This is a genomic window from Serratia sp. 2723 (assembly GCF_050434425.1).
Classification (GTDB): Bacteria; Pseudomonadota; Gammaproteobacteria; order Enterobacterales; family Enterobacteriaceae; genus Chania.
Genome location: NZ_JBNDIN010000010.1, coordinates 1 through 18,037, shown reverse-complemented (window position 1 = coordinate 18,037; position 18,037 = coordinate 1). Strand labels below are relative to the sequence as shown.

General features: G+C 52.2%; 17 protein-coding genes, 2 pseudogenes and 1 riboswitch. Of the genes and pseudogenes, 14 read left to right on the top strand and 5 right to left on the bottom strand.

What is annotated here, in order from left to right:
- Nucleotides 1-8 precede the first annotated feature (8 nt).
- The gene (prlC, locus tag ABIE29_RS15560) at nucleotides 9-2,051 is read right to left on the bottom strand and encodes an oligopeptidase A (protein WP_429619650.1); all 2,043 of its coding nucleotides are present in this window, start codon (nucleotides 2,049-2,051) and stop codon (nucleotides 9-11) included.
- A 446-nt stretch (nucleotides 2,052-2,497) separates the two neighbouring features.
- On the opposite strand from prlC, the gene ABIE29_RS15555 reads away from it, so the two are divergent.
- Nucleotides 2,498-2,977, top strand: coding sequence for an Hcp family type VI secretion system effector (locus ABIE29_RS15555; RefSeq protein ID WP_429619649.1), 480 nt, complete (start codon nucleotides 2,498-2,500; stop codon nucleotides 2,975-2,977).
- Between the two features lie 146 nt (nucleotides 2,978-3,123).
- Here ABIE29_RS15555 and ABIE29_RS15550 read toward each other — a convergent pair whose 3' ends face one another.
- Nucleotides 3,124-3,606 carry a hypothetical protein gene (locus ABIE29_RS15550; RefSeq protein ID WP_429619648.1) on the bottom strand — a complete coding sequence of 161 codons (483 nt, stop codon included), beginning with the start codon at nucleotides 3,604-3,606 and terminating at the stop codon, nucleotides 3,124-3,126.
- Nucleotides 3,603-4,478 (bottom strand): hypothetical protein, encoded by an 876-nt coding sequence (locus ABIE29_RS15545; RefSeq protein ID WP_429619647.1) that lies wholly within the window; start codon nucleotides 4,476-4,478, stop codon nucleotides 3,603-3,605. Before ABIE29_RS15545 ends, ABIE29_RS15550 begins: the two co-directional genes overlap by 4 nt.
- Before the next feature lie 302 nt (nucleotides 4,479-4,780).
- Here ABIE29_RS15545 and ABIE29_RS15540 point away from each other — a divergent pair, with 302 nt between their 5' ends.
- The 12 genes and pseudogenes from ABIE29_RS15540 to ABIE29_RS15485 all read left to right on the top strand — a co-directional run.
- Nucleotides 4,781-5,623 (top strand): 23S rRNA (adenine(2030)-N(6))-methyltransferase RlmJ, encoded by an 843-nt coding sequence (locus ABIE29_RS15540; protein WP_021181782.1) that lies wholly within the window; start codon nucleotides 4,781-4,783, stop codon nucleotides 5,621-5,623.
- Between the two features lie 192 nt (nucleotides 5,624-5,815).
- A complete protein-coding gene (locus tag ABIE29_RS15535; RefSeq protein ID WP_429619646.1) occupies nucleotides 5,816-6,670 on the top strand; it encodes a tagatose bisphosphate family class II aldolase in 855 nt (284 codons plus the stop codon).
- Between the two features lie 445 nt (nucleotides 6,671-7,115).
- Complete coding sequence (gene gatZ, locus ABIE29_RS15530) at nucleotides 7,116-8,417, top strand: tagatose-bisphosphate aldolase subunit GatZ (protein WP_429619645.1); 1,302 nt, start codon at nucleotides 7,116-7,118, stop codon at nucleotides 8,415-8,417.
- Nucleotides 8,410-8,907: a PTS galactitol transporter subunit IIA gene (gatA, locus tag ABIE29_RS15525; RefSeq protein ID WP_429619644.1), complete on the top strand. Its 498-nt coding sequence runs from the start codon at nucleotides 8,410-8,412 to the stop codon at nucleotides 8,905-8,907. Before gatZ ends, gatA begins: the two co-directional genes overlap by 8 nt.
- Nucleotides 8,904-9,188: a PTS galactitol transporter subunit IIB gene (gene gatB / locus ABIE29_RS15520; RefSeq protein ID WP_065683966.1), complete on the top strand. Its 285-nt coding sequence runs from the start codon at nucleotides 8,904-8,906 to the stop codon at nucleotides 9,186-9,188. Before gatA ends, gatB begins: the two co-directional genes overlap by 4 nt.
- Before the next feature lie 3 nt (nucleotides 9,189-9,191).
- Nucleotides 9,192-10,574, top strand: coding sequence for a galactitol-specific PTS transporter subunit IIC (locus ABIE29_RS15515; protein ID WP_024527641.1), 1,383 nt, complete (start codon nucleotides 9,192-9,194; stop codon nucleotides 10,572-10,574).
- Nucleotides 10,575-10,625: 51 nt separating this feature from the next.
- Nucleotides 10,626-11,675 carry a galactitol-1-phosphate 5-dehydrogenase gene (gene gatD / locus ABIE29_RS15510; protein WP_429619643.1) on the top strand — a complete coding sequence of 350 codons (1,050 nt, stop codon included), beginning with the start codon at nucleotides 10,626-10,628 and terminating at the stop codon, nucleotides 11,673-11,675.
- Nucleotides 11,676-11,803: 128 nt separating this feature from the next.
- Complete coding sequence (locus ABIE29_RS15505; protein ID WP_024527643.1) at nucleotides 11,804-12,592, top strand: DeoR/GlpR family DNA-binding transcription regulator; 789 nt, start codon at nucleotides 11,804-11,806, stop codon at nucleotides 12,590-12,592.
- Nucleotides 12,593-12,715: 123 nt separating this feature from the next.
- Complete coding sequence (gene gorA / locus ABIE29_RS15500; protein ID WP_429619642.1) at nucleotides 12,716-14,068, top strand: glutathione-disulfide reductase; 1,353 nt, start codon at nucleotides 12,716-12,718, stop codon at nucleotides 14,066-14,068.
- A 238-nt stretch (nucleotides 14,069-14,306) separates the two neighbouring features.
- Nucleotides 14,307-14,478: riboswitch (M-box (ykoK) riboswitch) on the top strand.
- A gap of 268 nt (nucleotides 14,479-14,746) precedes the next feature.
- The gene (gene mgtS, locus ABIE29_RS15495) at nucleotides 14,747-14,839 is read left to right on the top strand and encodes a protein MgtS (protein ID WP_137751220.1); all 93 of its coding nucleotides are present in this window, start codon (nucleotides 14,747-14,749) and stop codon (nucleotides 14,837-14,839) included.
- Between the two features lie 316 nt (nucleotides 14,840-15,155).
- A complete protein-coding gene (locus ABIE29_RS15490; protein ID WP_429619641.1) occupies nucleotides 15,156-16,520 on the top strand; it encodes a cation diffusion facilitator family transporter in 1,365 nt (454 codons plus the stop codon).
- Between the two features lie 20 nt (nucleotides 16,521-16,540).
- Nucleotides 16,541-16,786: pseudogene (locus tag ABIE29_RS15485) on the top strand (glutathione-disulfide reductase); the annotation flags it as partial.
- Nucleotides 16,787-16,923: 137 nt separating this feature from the next.
- Here the strand turns inward: ABIE29_RS15485 and ABIE29_RS15480 are convergent.
- Nucleotides 16,924-17,058: a hypothetical protein gene (locus ABIE29_RS15480; protein ID WP_429619640.1), complete on the bottom strand. Its 135-nt coding sequence runs from the start codon at nucleotides 17,056-17,058 to the stop codon at nucleotides 16,924-16,926.
- Nucleotides 17,059-17,319: 261 nt separating this feature from the next.
- Here ABIE29_RS15480 and ABIE29_RS15475 point away from each other — a divergent pair.
- Nucleotides 17,320-17,493 (top strand): annotated as a pseudogene (locus tag ABIE29_RS15475) (Tn3 family transposase); the annotation flags it as partial.
- 82 nt (nucleotides 17,494-17,575) lie between these two features.
- On the opposite strand, the gene ABIE29_RS15470 reads toward ABIE29_RS15475, so the two are convergent.
- On the bottom strand, nucleotides 17,576-18,037 hold a 462-nt coding region (locus ABIE29_RS15470), incomplete at its 5' end, for a fimbrial protein (RefSeq protein ID WP_429619639.1).

Here is an 18,037-nt window from a genome sequence, read left to right as displayed (position 1 = left end):
TTGGCGGGTTACCCTTTAATACCATAATGGCGCAGCATAGCATCCAGCTTCGGTTCACGGCCACGGAAGCGTTTGAACAATTCCATCGGTTCTTCGGAACCCCCGCGTGACAGGATGTTATCGAGGAAGGATTGACCGGTCTCAGCGTTGAAAATCCCTTCGTCTTCAAAGCGCGAGTAGGCATCTGCCGACAACACTTCCGCCCACAGGTAGCTGTAGTAACCCGCCGCATAGCCACCAGCAAAGATATGGCTGAATGCGTGTGGGAAACGGCCCCAGCTTGGTGAAGGCACCACCGCCACCATTTTCTTCACTTCGGCCAGGGTTGGCAGGATCTGCGCCCCTTGTTCCGGGCTGTATTCGGCGTGCATACGGAAATCGAACAGGCCAAACTCCAGCTGACGCAGGATAAACAGCGCTGCCTGATAGTTTTTCGCTTCCAGCATTTTGTCCAGCAGGGCTTTCGGCAGAGGTTCTCCGGTCTGGAAATGACCGGAAATAAACGCTAACGCCTCCGGCTCCCAGCACCAGTTTTCCATAAACTGGCTTGGCAGCTCTACCGCATCCCAAGGCACACCGTTGATGCCTGAAACCCCGGCGGTATCGATCTGCGTCAGCATGTGATGCAGGCCGTGGCCAAACTCATGGAACAGCGTGGTAACTTCGTTATGGGTAAACAGCGCCGGCTGGTCACCCAGTGGGCGGTTGAAGTTACAGGTGAGATAAGCCACCGGCTTTTGCAATTCGCCATTCGCTTTACGCAGGCTGCCAACGCAGTCATCCATCCATGCACCACCGCGCTTGTTCTCACGGGCATACAAGTCCAGATAGAAGCTGCCACGCAGTTCACCTTTGGCATCGAACAGATCGAAGAAACGCACCTCTGGATGCCAGGTATCCACACCCTGGCGCTCTTTGGCAGTGATGCCGTAAATACGGTTAACCACTTCGAACAACCCTTCCAGCACCCGCTGTTCCGGGAAGTATGGGCGCAGTTGCTCATCACTGATAGAGAACAGATGTTGCTTCTGTTTTTCTCCGTAATAGCTGATATCCCAAGCCTCTAGCTCTTCCACACCATAATGCTGCTTGGCAAAGGCACGCAGCTGTGCCAATTCCTGCTCTGCCTGTGGGCGAGCGCGCTTGGCCAGATCGGTCAGGAAACCGAGCACCTGCTCTGGGTTTTCTGCCATCTTGGTCGCCAGTGATTTTTGCGCATAGCTGGCAAAGCCCAACAGCTGTGCCAATTCATGGCGCAGAGCCAGCGTTTCTGCCATCACTTCGCTGTTATCCCATTTACCGGCATTTGGTCCCTGATCGGAGGCGCGGGTGGTGAAGGCACGATACATCTCTTCACGCAGCGCCTGGTTATCGGCATAGGTCATCACCGGCAAATAGCTCGGCATGTCCAGCGTCAGCAACCAGCCTTCCTGCTCTTTAGCCTGTGCCATCGCCTGAGCTTGGGCCAATGCGCTTTCCGGCAGGCCGCTCAGCTCATTCACATCGGTGATCAATTTGCTCCAACCCATGGTGGCATCGAGCACATTGTTGCTGTAGGTCGAACCCAGTTCGGACAGACGCGCCACGATCTCGCCGTAACGCTTTTGTTTTTCCTTTGGCAGGCCAATGCCCGACAGCTCAAAATCACGCAGCGCGTTTTCTACCGACTTGCGCTGTGGCGCAGTCAGTTTGGCAAAACCTTCGCCCTCTTTCAGATTACGATAGGCCTGGTACAGCCCTTCATGCTGACCCACCCAAGTATCGTATTCGGAAAGCAGCGGCAGCGTCTGTTCGTAAGCTTCGCGCAGTTCCGGGCTGTTTTTTACCGAGTTTAGGTGACCAATAGGTGACCAGATGCGCGACAGGCGATCGCCAGATTCGGCCAGCGGCTGACATAGATTTTCCCAGGTAAACGGCCCCGGTTGTGCTACGACGCGCTCGACCGCAGCACGGCAGTCAGCCAGTGCGGATGTCACTGCAGGGACGATATCTTCAGGGCGAATGGCAGAAAACGGCGGTAAGGTAAACGGTGTCAGCAACGCATTGGTCATAGAGGATGTCCTGATTAGGGTGTTGGGCCCGATGCGCACATAAGGCCAGACAAAGATAAGCTTCTGTCTAACATGGTGCCAATCAGTGGGAAAATCAATGGTCATGCGTGTGATTGAACCTGTTTATTCACTCACGCGGATCGTTTAGTGAGGAAGAGATAGGCTACAATTGCATTAAGTAGATTAAGTAGGAAAGCGACAATAATACCTCCCCGCTAAAGACATATAAAATGCCCTCACTTGCGTTAATACCCGTTTCTCAACACGCTCACATACATACAATGCGCTTTATAAGTCATTTTTGTTTATTGATAAAACTTATCATTCCTGGCTAAAAAATCAGCCTGTGCGCTAAAAACCATGTTAATTGAGGTTGTTTTGATACAAAATGGTTCGGTCTATTTTTAACCAACCCCAGCCACGAATTACATGACAAGGAGTTCATCATGGCAAATAATATCTACGTAACGATTAATGGAAAACAACAAGGGTTGATATCGGCAGGGTGTTCTACAGCGGATTCGATCGGTAACAAGCACCAGTTAGGCCACGAAAACCAGATACTGGTTCTTAAGCTCGCGCATAACATCAGCCGGGGCGAAAATGTGATGCATAACCCAGTGATTTTTGTTAAGCCCCAGGATAAATCATCCCCTTTGTTTTTGCTGGCTATTTCTAATAACGAGTTGCTTAACCTTAAGTTTGATTTTTACCGCACATCGCAAAATGGTGCTCAAGAGTTGTACTACACGATCGAACTCAGAGAGGCGACCATCGTAGATTTCAACATAAACTATCCCCACTGCTTAACGCATTCTAGTGCACAACCCGAAGAAATTATCTCTGTACGTTATAAAGATATTATTTGCCAACACCATATCGCTGGCACCTCAGGTTATAGCGTTTGGGACGACAGAGTTTATTAACGTCTAGTTGGGTCTCTATTACCAAGAGACCCTAACGTCTATAAACAGCTCTGGGTCTTTTAAACACTTGAGTTCCTCTTTTCGTACATTCGCTGACATCTTTAATGTAATACATTATCTTTACACATTTTATTTTGTCATAGTAATTATTTGTAAGCTGGTCTTGGTTTTCTAAGTACCTCTGACCCTCTTTTTTTACATTCCTCGGCATCTTTAATATAGACCGTCTCCGAATACAAGCTTCTTTTCCAACAGGTGCCATAGCCATGCCGATCCAACACTGTGGTAAAATGCCAATTAAAAATAAAGGCGACAACAAGCAAAAAAGCGGTAAGGCGCAAAGAGTATATAAGTATAGGCTTGAATTTAGCTAGATAATTTTTGCCGGTAATAGACAAATGGAAGAACATAAGGAAATATACGGCACTTGCAGGAATAATTGCTAAAATGAAAGTTTCTAACCTGTTAAATGAAATAACATCAGGATAGGTAAAGCTGATGATATAGTTGCTAATAATACTTGGTGCAAAAATGCAACCTAAAGAAAAAATCCCGGCGACAAGCAAAGAACTTAAACGCTCTTTTATTGTGACTGTCTCGCCCACGTTGGCTATTAATTTATTCTTCATGGTTTATTGTATAAAATTTGGCTATTTGTTCCTAACACACTTGAAACTCTTGGTGTCTGCGCTTCCATTTCCTTTATTTTTTCTATAATTTTATTAGTGATTCCATATTCCCGGTCTAAATACTCTAGACCCATCGTAATAAAAAATGCCACAATGGCGACACCAATAATAGCACCACCTAAGGAAACAGCCGCTCCTATTAACAACGCGGACGATGTTGCTCTCATGATAACAGTAACGACAACCGCTTTGACAATATCACTAGTTACATTTCCTAAAAAACTAGCCGCAGTGCTTTCATCCTTTAGTATAAACTCCAGGCTACGGTAGGCCAAAGAGACATATATACTCCATTTCATACCCTGTATAGCAGTATGATTAAGCCCTTTTACCCCGACCCCAATCTGCACAATTTGCATATTATTTAACGAATAACGCGTTCCATTTAAGATCCGTCTAATACCTGGGTAGCCGGTGATCTTGATTAGCTTCTCACCGTTTCTTCCGACATAAATGATAGCGGCTATCCCAAAGCCCCCCAACTTCCTGACCAGATCCGCCGCAGAATAAAAATCCTTCGCGTTACCGCTATAGGTGGCAGCATATCCCAGATAGTCCAGGCCTTCATCACGGGTGATATTGGGAAAGCCCTCATCAAGCTGCCGATCGCCTCGGCCAAACTCTCCAAAGCACTCCAGAACATCATAGGCTTCTTCTTTGGTAAGCAGCATGATGTGACGCTGTTCGGCATTCATGCAAGCCTGGAATTTTTCTTCCGCAATTCGTCGGGCATAGGCACCATGATCGGGTGGTGTGGGGAAAAGAGTGGAATTATTTCCCGTGAGATAGTTGGGGTATATTCTGTCTTTCATCACGGCCTCCGGTTGCCTTATAAGAAAGTATCTCCATTTACTCATCCACTAATATAATTGAAATTCGGCATTGTATAAAGAACAATCAAGGCAATTTCCTTATAGCCATCACCTATTCTTGACTATACCGGCGTAGCTCCCTCCAGGCTGCAACGCTTTTCGCTTTTTACCAGCAAGGCGGTTTATACTTGGTAGCTTAAATTCGTTGATCTACGAGTTTGCAGTAAACACGCAGAACTCTTTTGCATTTAATGAGTTGATTTTATTGAAAATAACTCGAAAATCAGGAAACACATAACGCCATGTTAAGTTACCGCCACAGTTTTCACGCCGGCAACCACGCCGACGTACTCAAGCACACCGTTCAGAGCCTGATCATTGAGGCGCTGAAAGAAAAAGATAAGCCGCTGCTGTACCTGGATACCCACTCCGGTGCCGGGCGCTATCAGCTGAGCGGTGAGCATGCCGAGCGCACCGGGGAATACCTGGAAGGCATCGGCCTACTGTGGCAACGTGACGATCTGCCAGAAGAGCTGGCGGCCTACATGAGCGTGGTGCACAACTTCAACCGCTCCGGCACCCTGCGTTACTACCCAGGCTCACCGCTGATCGCCCGCCAGTTGCTGCGCCCGCAGGATAAAATCCATCTGACAGAGCTGCACCCAAGCGATTTCCCGCTGCTGCGTAACGAATTCCAGAAAGACGAGCGCGCCAAAGTGCAACGTGCCGATGGTTACCAGCAGTTAAAATCCCAGTTGCCACCTCCGTCACGCCGTGGCCTGATCCTGATGGACCCGCCGTATGAGATGAAAACCGATTATCAAGACGTGGTGAAAGGCATTCAGGAAGGCTACAAGCGTTTTGCCACCGGCACCTATGCCCTGTGGTATCCCGTAGTGATGCGCCAGCAGATCAAACGCATGCTCAAAGAGCTGGAGGCGACCGGCATCCGCCGTATCCTGCAAATCGAGCTGGCGGTGAAGCCCGACAGCGATCAACGCGGGATGACGGCTTCAGGCATGATCGTGATTAACCCACCTTGGAAGCTGGAACAGCAGATGAACAACGTGCTGCCGTGGCTACACAAGGTACTGGTGCCAAGCGGCATCGGCCACCATTTGGTGAACTGGGTCGTACCAGAATAAGTTCGATGATGGTCGCCTGCCTGGGCGGCCATCCGCTTTTACCTTCGCTATCTCCCCTGCTTGCTCCTCATTTTGCCCCGATTTTTTACCGATCCCCATCACAACCGCAAAATAACTGTTTGCTTATTTTAACTTTCGATTAGATGATGATTATCGAAAGATAACGTAATTAAAGAAAACAGGAGGCAGGCGGTGTACATCATTTCGACCAACAATATGCTGCAAAAGGCACAACAACAGGGCTATGCCGTACCAGCCTTCAACATTCATAACCTGGAAACCATGCAGGTGGTGGCTGAAACCGCCGCGCACCTGCGCTCGCCGGTGATCCTGGCCGGTACGCCCGGCACCTATCTCTATGCGGGAACGGCTAACGTGGTCGCCATTGTCAAACAGTTGGCCGCCGAATACCGCATCCCGCTGGCGGTGCATCTGGATCACCATGAAACCCTGCAAGATATTCAAACTAAAGTACATGCAGGGATCCGCTCGGCCATGATTGATGGCTCGCACCTGCCCTTTGCGGAAAATGTTGCCCTGGTGCGGCAGGTGACCGAGTTTTGCCATCGTTATGATGTCAGCGTTGAGGCAGAGCTGGGGCGGCTTGGGGGCGTTGAGGATGGCATCAGCGTTGATGCCAGGGATGCCCGCTATACCTCGCCGCAGCAGGCCGAGGAGTTTGTGCGTTCCACCGGCATCGATTCACTGGCGGTGGCGATTGGTACGGCACATGGGCTTTATCAGGGCAAGCCAGAGTTGGATTTCACCCGCCTTGGGCAGATCCGCGATAAGGTCAGCGTGCCATTGGTGCTACATGGTGCGTCGGGTTTGCCAGACGCTGATATTCAGCAGGCGATTCGGCTGGGGGTCTGCAAGGTGAACGTGGCGACGGAGCTGAAAATCGCCTTTTCAGATGCGTTGAAGCAACATCTGGCGGAGCATCCGCAGGCTAACGATCCGCGCCACTATATGCAGCCCGCCAAGCTGGCCATGCAGCAGGTGGTGCAAAAGGTGATTCAGGTTTGTGGCTGTGAAGGCAGGCTGTGACGTATGCCAGCATGATAATGGCCCCTCACCCTAACCCTCTCCCACAGGGAGAGGGGACAGTTCGTGCTACAGATTAGCCCTCGCATACCACCTCACCAACTCCCACAAAAAAGAGCAATTGAGCGGCCCAACAATGTCCTTCATTCCCAATCGCAACGCAGGACCCTCTCCCGTAGGGAGAGAGTTGGAGTGAGGGGCATCCTCTCGTCACAATAACCGCTTTCACTTGATTGCGTATGCCGCTCCCTCTTGTTGCCAACCATCTGTAATTAACTGATTTTAAATAACTAAATCCCCGCCATTGGTTAACTTGCCCCTTAACACTGAAAGCACCGGCACGGAAAAATAGCAGTAAAGTTTTCGATCTTGATCACGAATAATAGAAAAGTGCATTGCTAACCTTTCGAAACATTACGATTATATTCGTAAGAAAACGGAGGGTAGAATGAAAAATATCATCGCACGACATAAAGCAGGGGAGCCGATCGGGATCTGTTCTGTCTGTTCGGCACACCCATTAGTCATTGAAGCCGCATTACGCCTGGATCTGCACAGCGATCGCCAGGTGCTGATCGAGGCCACATCCAACCAGGTTAATCAGTTTGGCGGTTACACCGGCATGAAACCGGCGGATTTCCGGCAGTTTGTCTGCGATATTGCGGCAACCGTCGGCTTTCCGCTCTCCCGGCTGCTGTTAGGGGGCGACCATCTAGGCCCGAACTGTTGGCAAAATGAACCCGCCGCCAGCGCAATGGCGAAAGCGGAAGTGTTGATCGCCGACTACGTCACCGCCGGATTCAGCAAGATCCATCTGGATGCGTCCATGTCCTGCGCCGACGATCCGACCCCGTTAGATCCCCACGTGGTGGCAGAACGCGCCGCCCGCCTGTGTCAGGTCGCCGAACGGGTCGCTACCCCAGAGCAAAAACAGCAGCTGACCTATGTGATTGGGACCGAGGTGCCAGTTCCTGGAGGAGAATCTTCCGCCATTGGCAGCGTACATATCACTCACGCGACGGATGCCGCCGCCACGCTGGAAACTCACTATCAGGCTTTCCGCCAGGCCGGGTTGGCAGCGGCGATCCCGAGGATCATCGCCGTAGTAGTGCAGCCAGGAGTGGAGTTCGACCATTCACAGGTGATCGCTTACCAACCACAGCTAGCCCGCGAGCTCTCCCAGTTTATTACCACCACGCCGCTGGTCTATGAGGCGCACTCTACCGATTACCAAACGCGTGAAGCCTATCAGCAGCTGGTGCGCGATCACTTCGCCATTCTCAAAGTTGGCCCGGCCCTGACGTTCGCCCTGCGCGAAGCGGTGTTTGCTCTGGCCAATATCGAACAGGCCCTGATTGCCCCGGAAAAACGTAGCCAGATCCTGGCGGTGATTGATGCCGTCATGCTCGACGAACCGGATTACTGGAAAAAGTATTATCACCCGACGTTCAGCCGCTCGCTGATCGACCTGCATTTCAGCCTGTCGGACCGTATCCGCTACTACTGGCCCCACCCGCGTATTGCCCAAAGTATGACGACGCTGCTCAATAACCTCGACCAGCAAGAGATCCCCGCTGGCCTGCTGAGCCAATACTTCCCGCTGCAATATCAGCGCGTGATGGAACGCAAGCTGGCGAAACAGCCCCACGCACTGATGATCGACAAAATTCAGGATGTGCTGCGCGCTTATCGCTTCGGTTGTACCCCCACAGAGCAAGCCAAAAACGCCGAGGAGATGGCCCATGCATAACAGCCAACTGTTCGTTCGCACTGGCATCAGCTTTGCCGACGCGCAGCAGGCGCTGGAGCACATTGGCGTCACCATGCTCAACGCCGGGGTCGTTCACAACAGCTACCCGCAGGCATTGCTGGTGCGTGAGAGTGCTTATCCCACCGGCATCGCCCTTGAGCAGCACGCGGTCGCCATCCCCCATTGTGAAGCGGAGCATGCACGTGCCCCGGCTATTTATCTGATCCGCCCTGACCAGGCCGTGCCCTTCGCTCAGGCGGATGATGACGGCACGGTCGACGTTGCCCTGATTATCGCGCTGATCGTCACCGACCCGGCAGCGCAGTTGGTTTTACTGCGCACGCTGTTTGGCCAGTTGCAGCACCCCGAGTTTATCGCTGCACTTCTGACCGCCCCCGAGGACCAATTGGGCGAAATTTTTGCCCAGCGGGTTTTCACTTCGCCCTCCCGACCACAACAAAAAACAGAATATGAAGGAGCCACACTGTGAAACGTAAAATTATCGTTGCCTGCGGCGGTGCCGTTGCCACCTCGACCATGGCCGCAGAAGAGATCAAAGAGCTGTGCGCGGAGCACAACATCGAGCTGGACTTGGTGCAGTGCCGCGTGACCGAGATTGAAACCTATATGGACGACGCCGATCTGATCTGCACCACCGCCCGCGTCGACCGCCAGTTTGGCGATATACCGTTGGTGCACGGCATGCCGTTTATTTCCGGTGTCGGCATCGAGGCGCTGAAACAAAAAATACTGACCATTCTGACGGAGTAGCCCATGTTTACCGACATCATGCGTTATATCCTCGATCTCGGCCCTACAGTGATGCTGCCTATCGTGATCATCATCTTCTCGCTGATTTTAGGGATGAAATTAGGGGATTCATTTAAATCCGGCATTCATATCGGCATCGGCTTTGTCGGTATCGGGCTGGTTATCGGCCTGATGCTGGACTCGATCGGCCCGGCGGCAAAATCGATGGCCGAGCAGTTCCAGATCAACCTGCACGTGGTGGATATCGGTTGGCCAGGCTCATCACCGATGACCTGGGCCTCGCAGATTGCCCTGATCGCCATCCCGGTAGCGATTGCGGTCAACATCGTGATGTTGCTGACGCGTATGACCCGAGTGGTTAACGTGGATATCTGGAACATCTGGCACATGACCTTTACCGGTGCCATGGTGCATCTGGCTACCGGTTCATACTGGCTGGGTATGCTGGGCGTGGTGGTGCATGCCGCCTTCGTCTACAAGCTGGGGGACTGGTTCGCCAAAGACACCCGCGACTTCTTCGGGCTGGAAGGGATTGCCATTCCGCACGGCACCTCCGCCTATATGGGGCCGATCGCCGTGCTGGTGGACACCATTATCGAGAAGATCCCCGGCCTGAACCGCATTCACTTCAGCGCAGACGACGTACAGAAACGCTTTGGCCCATTCGGCGAGCCGGTGACCGTCGGCTTTGTGATGGGGCTGATTATCGGTGCGTTGGCCGGTTATGACCTGAAGGGCATTCTGCAACTGGCGGTGAAAACCGCTGCCGTGATGCTGCTGATGCCACGGGTGATCAAACCGATCATGGATGGCCTGACGCCCATCGCCAAGCATGCCCGTAAACGCCTGCAAGCACGCTTTGGTGGCCAGGAGTTCCTTATCGGCCTCGACCCGGCGCTGCTGCTGGGCCATACCGCCGTGGTCTCCGCCAGCCTGATCTTTATCCCGCTGACCATTCTGATCGCCGTGATCGTCCCAGGTAACCAGGTGCTGCCGTTTGGCGATCTGGCAACCATCGGCTTCTTTGTGGCCCTCGCCGTGGCGGTGCATCAGGGCAACCTGTTCCGCACGCTGATCTCGGGTTTTATCATCATGAGCATCACACTGTGGATCGCCACCCAAACCATCGGGCTGCATACCCAACTGGCTGCCAATGCTGGTGCGCTGAAAGCGGGCGGCGTGGTGGCCTCGATGGACCAAGGCGGCTCACCGATCACCTACCTGCTGATCCAACTGCTCACCTGGCAAAACGTGGTGGGCCTGGTGGTTATCGGCGTCATTTACGCCATTGGGGTGTTCCTCACCTGGCGCCGTGCCCGTCAATTTGCCCAGGCTGAAGCCACCGCCAAGCAACAGGCCAGCCAAAGCCTCAACGCCATGTCCTAATCCTTCGGGGGAGCCCGCCTCCCCCAATCTATTCTCTACGGAGTTCAAGTTATGCAATCAGTCGTGATCCACACGGAGGGAGAAGTGCGCGTTGAAGAACGCCCCGCCCCTGCTATTGAGGCCGCCGATGAGGTGTTGGTTCAGGTGGCGTATTCCGGGCTATGCGGTTCGGATATCCCCCGCATCTTCGCCAAAGGCGCGCATTTCTACCCGATTACCCTGGGGCATGAGTTCAGTGGCCGGGTCGTGGCCTGTGGCGAGCGGGTTACCGATCTGCAACAGCATGATGCCGTGGCCTGCGTCCCTTTATTACCGTGCTTTAACTGCCCGGAATGCCAGCGCCATTACTATTCGCTGTGCAAGCATTACCAGTTCGTCGGTTCACGCAGCCACGGTGGCAACGCCGAGTTTATCGTGGTCAAACGCGCCAATCTGGTGAAATTGCCTGCCAACGTCAGCTTATTGCAGGGGGCGTTTATTGAGCCCATCACCGTCGGCCTGCATGCCATTCAGTTGGCTGGGGGCTGCCAGGGCAAAGAGGTGATCATCATTGGTGCCGGCACCATCGGCCAACTGGCGATCCAATGTGCCCGCGCGATGGGCGCACGCAGCGTCACGGCGATCGATATCAATGATGACCGGCTCAAGCTGGCACGGCAGATCGGTGCAGAAAACGCGTTTAACAGCGCGGAACTTAGCCCCTCCGAGATAGCCGAACGCTTGCAGGAAAAGCGCTTTGATCAGTTGATTCTGGAAACCGCTGGCACGCCACAAACGGTCGGACTGGCGCTAGATATCGCCGGGCCACGGGCACAAATCGCGCTAGTAGGGACGCTTCATAAGGACCTCCATCTGTCTTACAGCACTTTCAGTCAGATCCTGCGCAAGGAGCTGACGCTGCTGGGCAGTTGGATGAACTATTCGGCCCCGTGGCCAGGGGAAGAATGGCAACAGGCCATGAAGCTGTTCCAATCGGCGGATCTGGCTCTGGAGCCGTTGATTGCCAGCATCGATCGCCCGCAGCAATACGCCGCCAGCGTTGCAGCCCTGGCCGGTAAGCCGATGCAGGGAAAAATCATGCTCAAGCTTGGCGAAAGGTGATATTTAGCCAATGGCTGTCCTGGTGCAGCCATTATTTTGCCTCAAATCCCATCTCCTTGATCTTTATGCTCCCCTTTCATATCCCTTTCGCATAAAATAAAAGCAAAACATTTCGATAGGTCAGGATGATGAACTCTTTTGAAAGACGAAATAAAATTGTCGACCTGGTTCAGCAGAACGGCAGCATCTTGGTTAGCGATCTTTCGAATTCCTTCGGAATTTCTGAGGTTACCATCCGCGCTGACCTGCGCCTGCTGGAAGAAAAAGGTCTGCTGATCCGCTTCCACGGCGGTGCAGCCAGGCCGGGCAGCCAGTTGGAGCAGGAGGCCGAGGTGCCGAAAACCACCGGAGAGGTCATCCTGGAGGAACGCTACCAGCTGGCTAAAGACCCGAAAAAGCGCATTGCCTTAAAGGCAGCAGCCATGGTCAATCCCGGCGATACGGTGATCCTCGACAGCGGCAGCACCACCATGCTGATCGCCGAAGAGCTGGTGAAGATGGGCAATATCACGGTGATCACCAATAACCTGCCCGCTGCCTTTGCGCTTTCCGACAATAAAGACATCACGCTAGTGCTGTGTGGTGGCACGCTGCGCCATAAGACCCGCTCCATGCACGGCTCCATCGCGGAGCTCTCCCTACAGGGCATTGCCGGTGACGTGATGTTCGTCGGGGCCGACGGATTGGACGCCACCAACGGCATCACCACCTTTAATGAAGGCTACTCGATCAGCGGCGTGATGGCTCAGGCAGCCAAGCGCGTGGTCGCGGTGGTCGATTCCACCAAGTTCGGCCGCAGGGGGTTCAACCTGGTGCTGTCGATGAGCCAGATTGACATGATCATTACCGATACCGGCATCAGCAGTGCCGATCGCCAAGCGCTCGATCGGGCAAAACCCGAACTGGTTATCGTGTAAAATCAACCGGGCAGAGGATCAAGCCTCTGCCTATTACAGCCATCGACGCAATCTTTGCGACAACCCCCAGTCAGGCGTTAAACTCTTACCCTTCTCGAATCACACAACTCATGGAAAACCCAGATGACGAAACATTACGATTATCTAGCAATTGGCGGCGGTAGCGGCGGTATCGCATCGATCAACCGGGCAGCCATGTATGGCCAGAAATGCGCACTGATTGAAGCCAAAGAGCTTGGCGGCACCTGCGTTAACGTGGGTTGTGTCCCGAAAAAAGTCATGTGGCATGCGGCGCAGATCGCCGAGGCCATTCACCAGTACGGCCCGGATTACGGCTTCGATACCACCGTCAACGCCTTTGACTGGAAACGCCTGATCGCCAACCGTACTGCCTACATCGATCGCATTCATACTTCCTACGACAACGTGCTGGGCAAAAACAAGGTCGACGTGATCAAAGGTTTTGCCCGCTTTATTGACGCACATACCGTGGAAGTCAACGGTGAGAAAATCACCGCCGACCATATTCTGATCGCTACCGGTGGCCGCCCGAGCCATCCGTCGATCCCTGGTGCCGAATACGGCATCGACTCCGACGGCTTCTTTGAGCTGGATGCCATGCCAAAACGCGTGGCAGTGGTAGGTGCTGGCTACATCGCGGTAGAAATTGCCGGCGTGATGAACGCGCTGGGAGCGGAAACGCATCTGTTCGTGCGGAAACACGCCCCGCTGCGTACCTTCGATCCGATGATTGTAGAAACCCTGGTTGAGGTGATGAACACCGAAGGGCCAACCCTGCACACCGGATCCATTCCAAAATCCATCGTCAAAAACGCCGACGGCAGCCTGACGCTGGCGTTGGAAAACGGCAAAGAGTTCACCGTGGACAGCCTGGTCTGGGCCATCGGCCGCGAACCAGCGACCGATAATCTGAACCTGGCAGTGACCGGCGTGAAAACCAATGCCAAAGGTTACATCGAAGTCGACAAATTCCAGAACACCAACGTGAAAGGCATCTACGCGGTAGGTGACAACACTGGTGCTGTGGAGCTGACCCCGGTTGCCGTCGCCGCTGGCCGTCGCCTGTCCGAGCGCCTGTTCAACAACAAGCCGGACGAACATCTGGATTACAGCAACATCGCCACCGTGGTGTTCAGCCACCCGCCAATTGGCACCATTGGCCTGACCGAACCGCAGGCGAAAGAACAGTTTGGCGAGGACAAAGTGAAGGTTTATAAGTCCTCTTTCACCGCCATGTACAGCGCCGTGACTCAGCATCGCCAGCCGTGCCGCATGAAGCTGGTGTGTGTGGGTGAAGAAGAGAAGATCGTTGGCCTGCACGGGATTGGCTTTGGTATGGATGAAATCCTGCAGGGCTTCGCCGTGGCAATCAAGATGGGCGCGACCAAGAAAGACTTCGACAACACCGTGGCGATCCACCCAACCGCAGCGGAAGAGTTCGTGACTATGCGGTAATGGTGCATTCCTAACTTTAAAACCGACTGTAAAAGGTCGGTTTTTGCTTTTATTCAGCTTATAAATGCTGATTTAGGCAAATGAATATCCCCGTCTTAGTGTTTATATCACTTCAAAATTAACATTCATTAAGATAAATCGTTCGTTTAAATATAACTTCTTAAATATCACCTCAACGAGTTGCTGATTTTCGAGCACTATCGCTCCCAGCACGCCTATAATCACCGCGTAGTTATATGCAGTATCTCGTTTGGCGAGGCTCCTATACAAACACAGGTTACTGATCTGACGACATCGAGAGATGCCCAAGGTTAAGACAGGCTTTATCGGATTAAGGTTCAGCCCAAGGTAACTTCTGAAATTTTTCAGATACGTTGTATAGTGCTAAAACCTGGACGCGGAGATAGGCTTTCTGCACTCCCCCTCTTTGGTTTACTCCCCTATGCGATGCACTGTTGAAGTTTAAACAGCAATAGGGTCAATCACTTCCAGACCCCTCAGCGATGACCGCTACCGCGCCAGCAGCACAGGCGGGTCGGTCAGCCATTGCCAACTCTTTGAACGCTGACTTTTCACCACCGCAGGTTCCATGACGGTGAATGAAGCCAGAGACTACGTTGCACACTTACTTTTAACCACAGAGGTCGTTATCGATTACAGTTAACCGAGGATAAAATTATGGGAAATATGATGTTTTTTATGGGATTTTTGTTTTTCATCAGCTCATTGGGGCTGATCGCAGCCTATCTGAGCACAAAGTGGGATGATTAATGAACGAAAAGGATCCGCCTAGCATCATCCTCCCCGTAGCCTCATCAATCATTGCGGGGAGGATGAATAACCGTAATAAACTGACGGTATTTACCGCGCGTGATAATAATGATGATTTTTATTCTTGGGTTGCTGTACGCTATTTTTATGATCTCGGCAGGTATTAATGAGATTTATTTACACTCCACCGGTCAAACTGCATTTCTTTCCTGTTTATTGCTGACAGCTACCGCAAGTTTACTGCTCGTCGCTTTTGTCTGGCAATGCTCCGTAAAAACCAAACGCTGATTTTTTTAATTCAACCATGAGCTGTGCTATGCAAAATCAAAAACAGGCCGTCGCCCGAAACTCGATGATTATCAGCGGATTGTTGGCGTTAGGTAAATTTATCGCAGGTATATTTACCGGCAGTATTGGCCTGATATCCGAAGGTATCCATTCATTTACCGATTTTATTGCCACCAGCATCACCTGGTGGGCGGTGAGTGTCAGCGATAAGCCTGCTGATGATGACCATCACTTCGGCCATGGCAAGGTTGAGAATCTGGCAGCACTGTTTGAGGTACTCCTCTTGTTGGCGGCCGGCGGTTGGATCGTCTTTGAAGCCGTGAGCAGCCTGATAGGTGAGGCAAACCAGATTGTGGCGGCACCGATAGTCATCGCAGTGCTGTTAGTGTCTATTGTGGTTGATTTCTTCCGTGTCCGGGCCTTGAACCGCGTGGCCAAAGCCACCAACAGCGCGGCTCTGGAGGCCGATGCTCTGCATTTCTTCTCCGATATGTTGTCTTCTGGCGTGGTGCTGTTGGGCATGGTTTTTGTGCTATTTGGTTTTGCCCGTGCGGATGCGCTGGCAGCACTGATCGTCGCCTGCTTTATCCTGACTGCCGCCTTGAAGCTAGGGAAACGCTCCTTTGATTCCCTGATTGATACTGCACCGGCTGGCACGCGGGAAGATATCGCTACCCTGCTTAACGATTTCCCAGCGGTGTTGTCTACGAAGAATATTCGCCTGCGCAGTGGCGGAGCCACGCTGTTTATCGAAGTAAGCGTCGGGGTATGCCGGACGCTACCGCTTGAACGCATCAACGCATTGAAACAGGCCGTTACCGCTAAAATTGCACAACAATACGCCAACTCGGAAGTGAGGGTGATTGCCATCCCTCAAGCCAGAAGTGATGAAGATCTGGCAACCCGTATTCGCATGTTGGCCGCTAACCATGGGGCGGTGGTGCAGAATCTCTCGCTACAACAATTGGCTGATCGTGTGGCGATCGGTATGGATCTGCTGGTTCCGGCCAATGCCAGCGTAGAGCAGGCGCATGATATTGCCAGCCAGGTAGAGGAGGCTCTACGCCAGACGTTGGGCGAAAATACGGAGATCGAAACCCACCTGGAGCCCCAGATGCTGGATTGGCTAACTAGCCAGGATGTGGAACAGGGCGAACTGGCGAAAATTGAACAAGCGTTGACGGCTTCGGCGCAAAAGAACGGATTGGTTCAAGATATCCATGATATCCGAGCGCGGGAAACACCGCAGGGTGTGATTGTGAATTTTCACTGTCGGGCCCTTCCGGCCTTGCCGATTTCTGCGGTGCACGATGCGGTGGACCATATTGAACGGCAATTGAGAATGCAATTCCCGCTGGTATCGCGGGTGGCTGGGCATGTTGAACCGCTGTGATCCTGCACAACGGAATGAAAGATAAGGTGAAGGCCTATAAATCGACCTTCAGCGCCGTGACTCAGCACCGCCAGCCGTGCCGCATGAAGCTGGTGTGTGGGTAAAGAAGGAAAATCGTCGGCCTGCACGGGATTGGCTTTGGCATGGATGAAATCCTGCAGGGCTTCGCCTTGGCAATTATAATGGGCGCGACCAAGAGAGACTTCGACAATACCGTGGCAATCCATCCAACTGCAGTGGAAGAGTTTGTTACTATGACACGTTAGTGTAAAAAACCCACCTTCACACCTTTTCTACTTTCTACAATGACCTTCTCCTTTATAAAAATAGACTCTCCCACCCAAGTACAGGTTGTTAAACCCTTTCGACTACAGTACTTTTCTCACACAAGAGTACCAGTAGATTAACGTTTAAATGGTGAATCAAATGCACCACTGGAAGTAAAAACAGGCTGCTGAAAAACTCCATTTATAGAAGAAGTATCGATGGATTCTACTGATATATTTTCTTCACTCGCCTGCTCATCGGCCTCAGCCATATAGTCAAAAATGACCTGAGAATCGGGAACATCTTCTTTCAGGCGGCTGATAAATTCAGATAGTAAGGGTTCAGCGAAAGTGTATAACCACGCTCAAGGAGTAAATCCTCTATGTAGTAGCTATGTCAGCGGATTGAGCCACGACATCTAGGGTTTGCTGGAGCAGAGTGCCACGTTGCTGGAAAGAGCAGACATCGGAAGCCCTGATCTCCGAAAGGGAAAACAGGGGCACATCACTGACGATCCTCTGCAAGGTAAAGCCGCCATCCAGTTACCAGGGCAATCTGTCACGGTCAGAAAGATGAAATAAGAAAGCGTTACACCGATGGTCAGTAAGATCAGTTGGGGGCGCTGGGGCTGGTCACTAATGCAGTCGTGTTATGGAACACTATTTATATGCAGACAGCCCTGGGGCATCTTCGAGCGCAAGGCGATGCTGCATTTTGCTTGCAGCATCATTGTCTGAAATAAAATCCTTTTGGGATAGGCTGTTAGCAAGGCATTATTGGATGGCTTGCTAATAATAATTTATGGTGAATACAACCTTGCTGTCTGCCTTGCCCGGTGTCACATTGTTCTCTGTTTTGATGTATCTGGCTACCAAAGGAATCGTCAGGCTGGTACTGGTACTATTGCTAACGGCGATCTTCTGCTCATTGCCGAGATTGAACAGGGTGTTGCTAGCCTTGTTACCCGAAGCAAGCTGGATACCCACCCCGCTGGCCGTGTTGTTTGATGGCTCTAACTTGACGATGCCGTTGGCGGCGTTGATGTTGCCATATAATGCCGACAGCTTCAGCCCAATGGCATTACCGGTGTATTTTAACCCGGAAATCGCACCGGTTAAGTGCACGGTGTTGAAGGCATTATCGATATAACCGTAAAACCTTGGGCAGTTGGTCATCTTGATTGAGGCATCACGCCATTCGCTGGACCCTTTTGACTTTATGTCAAAGATATCCCAGGACCCAAGATCGAC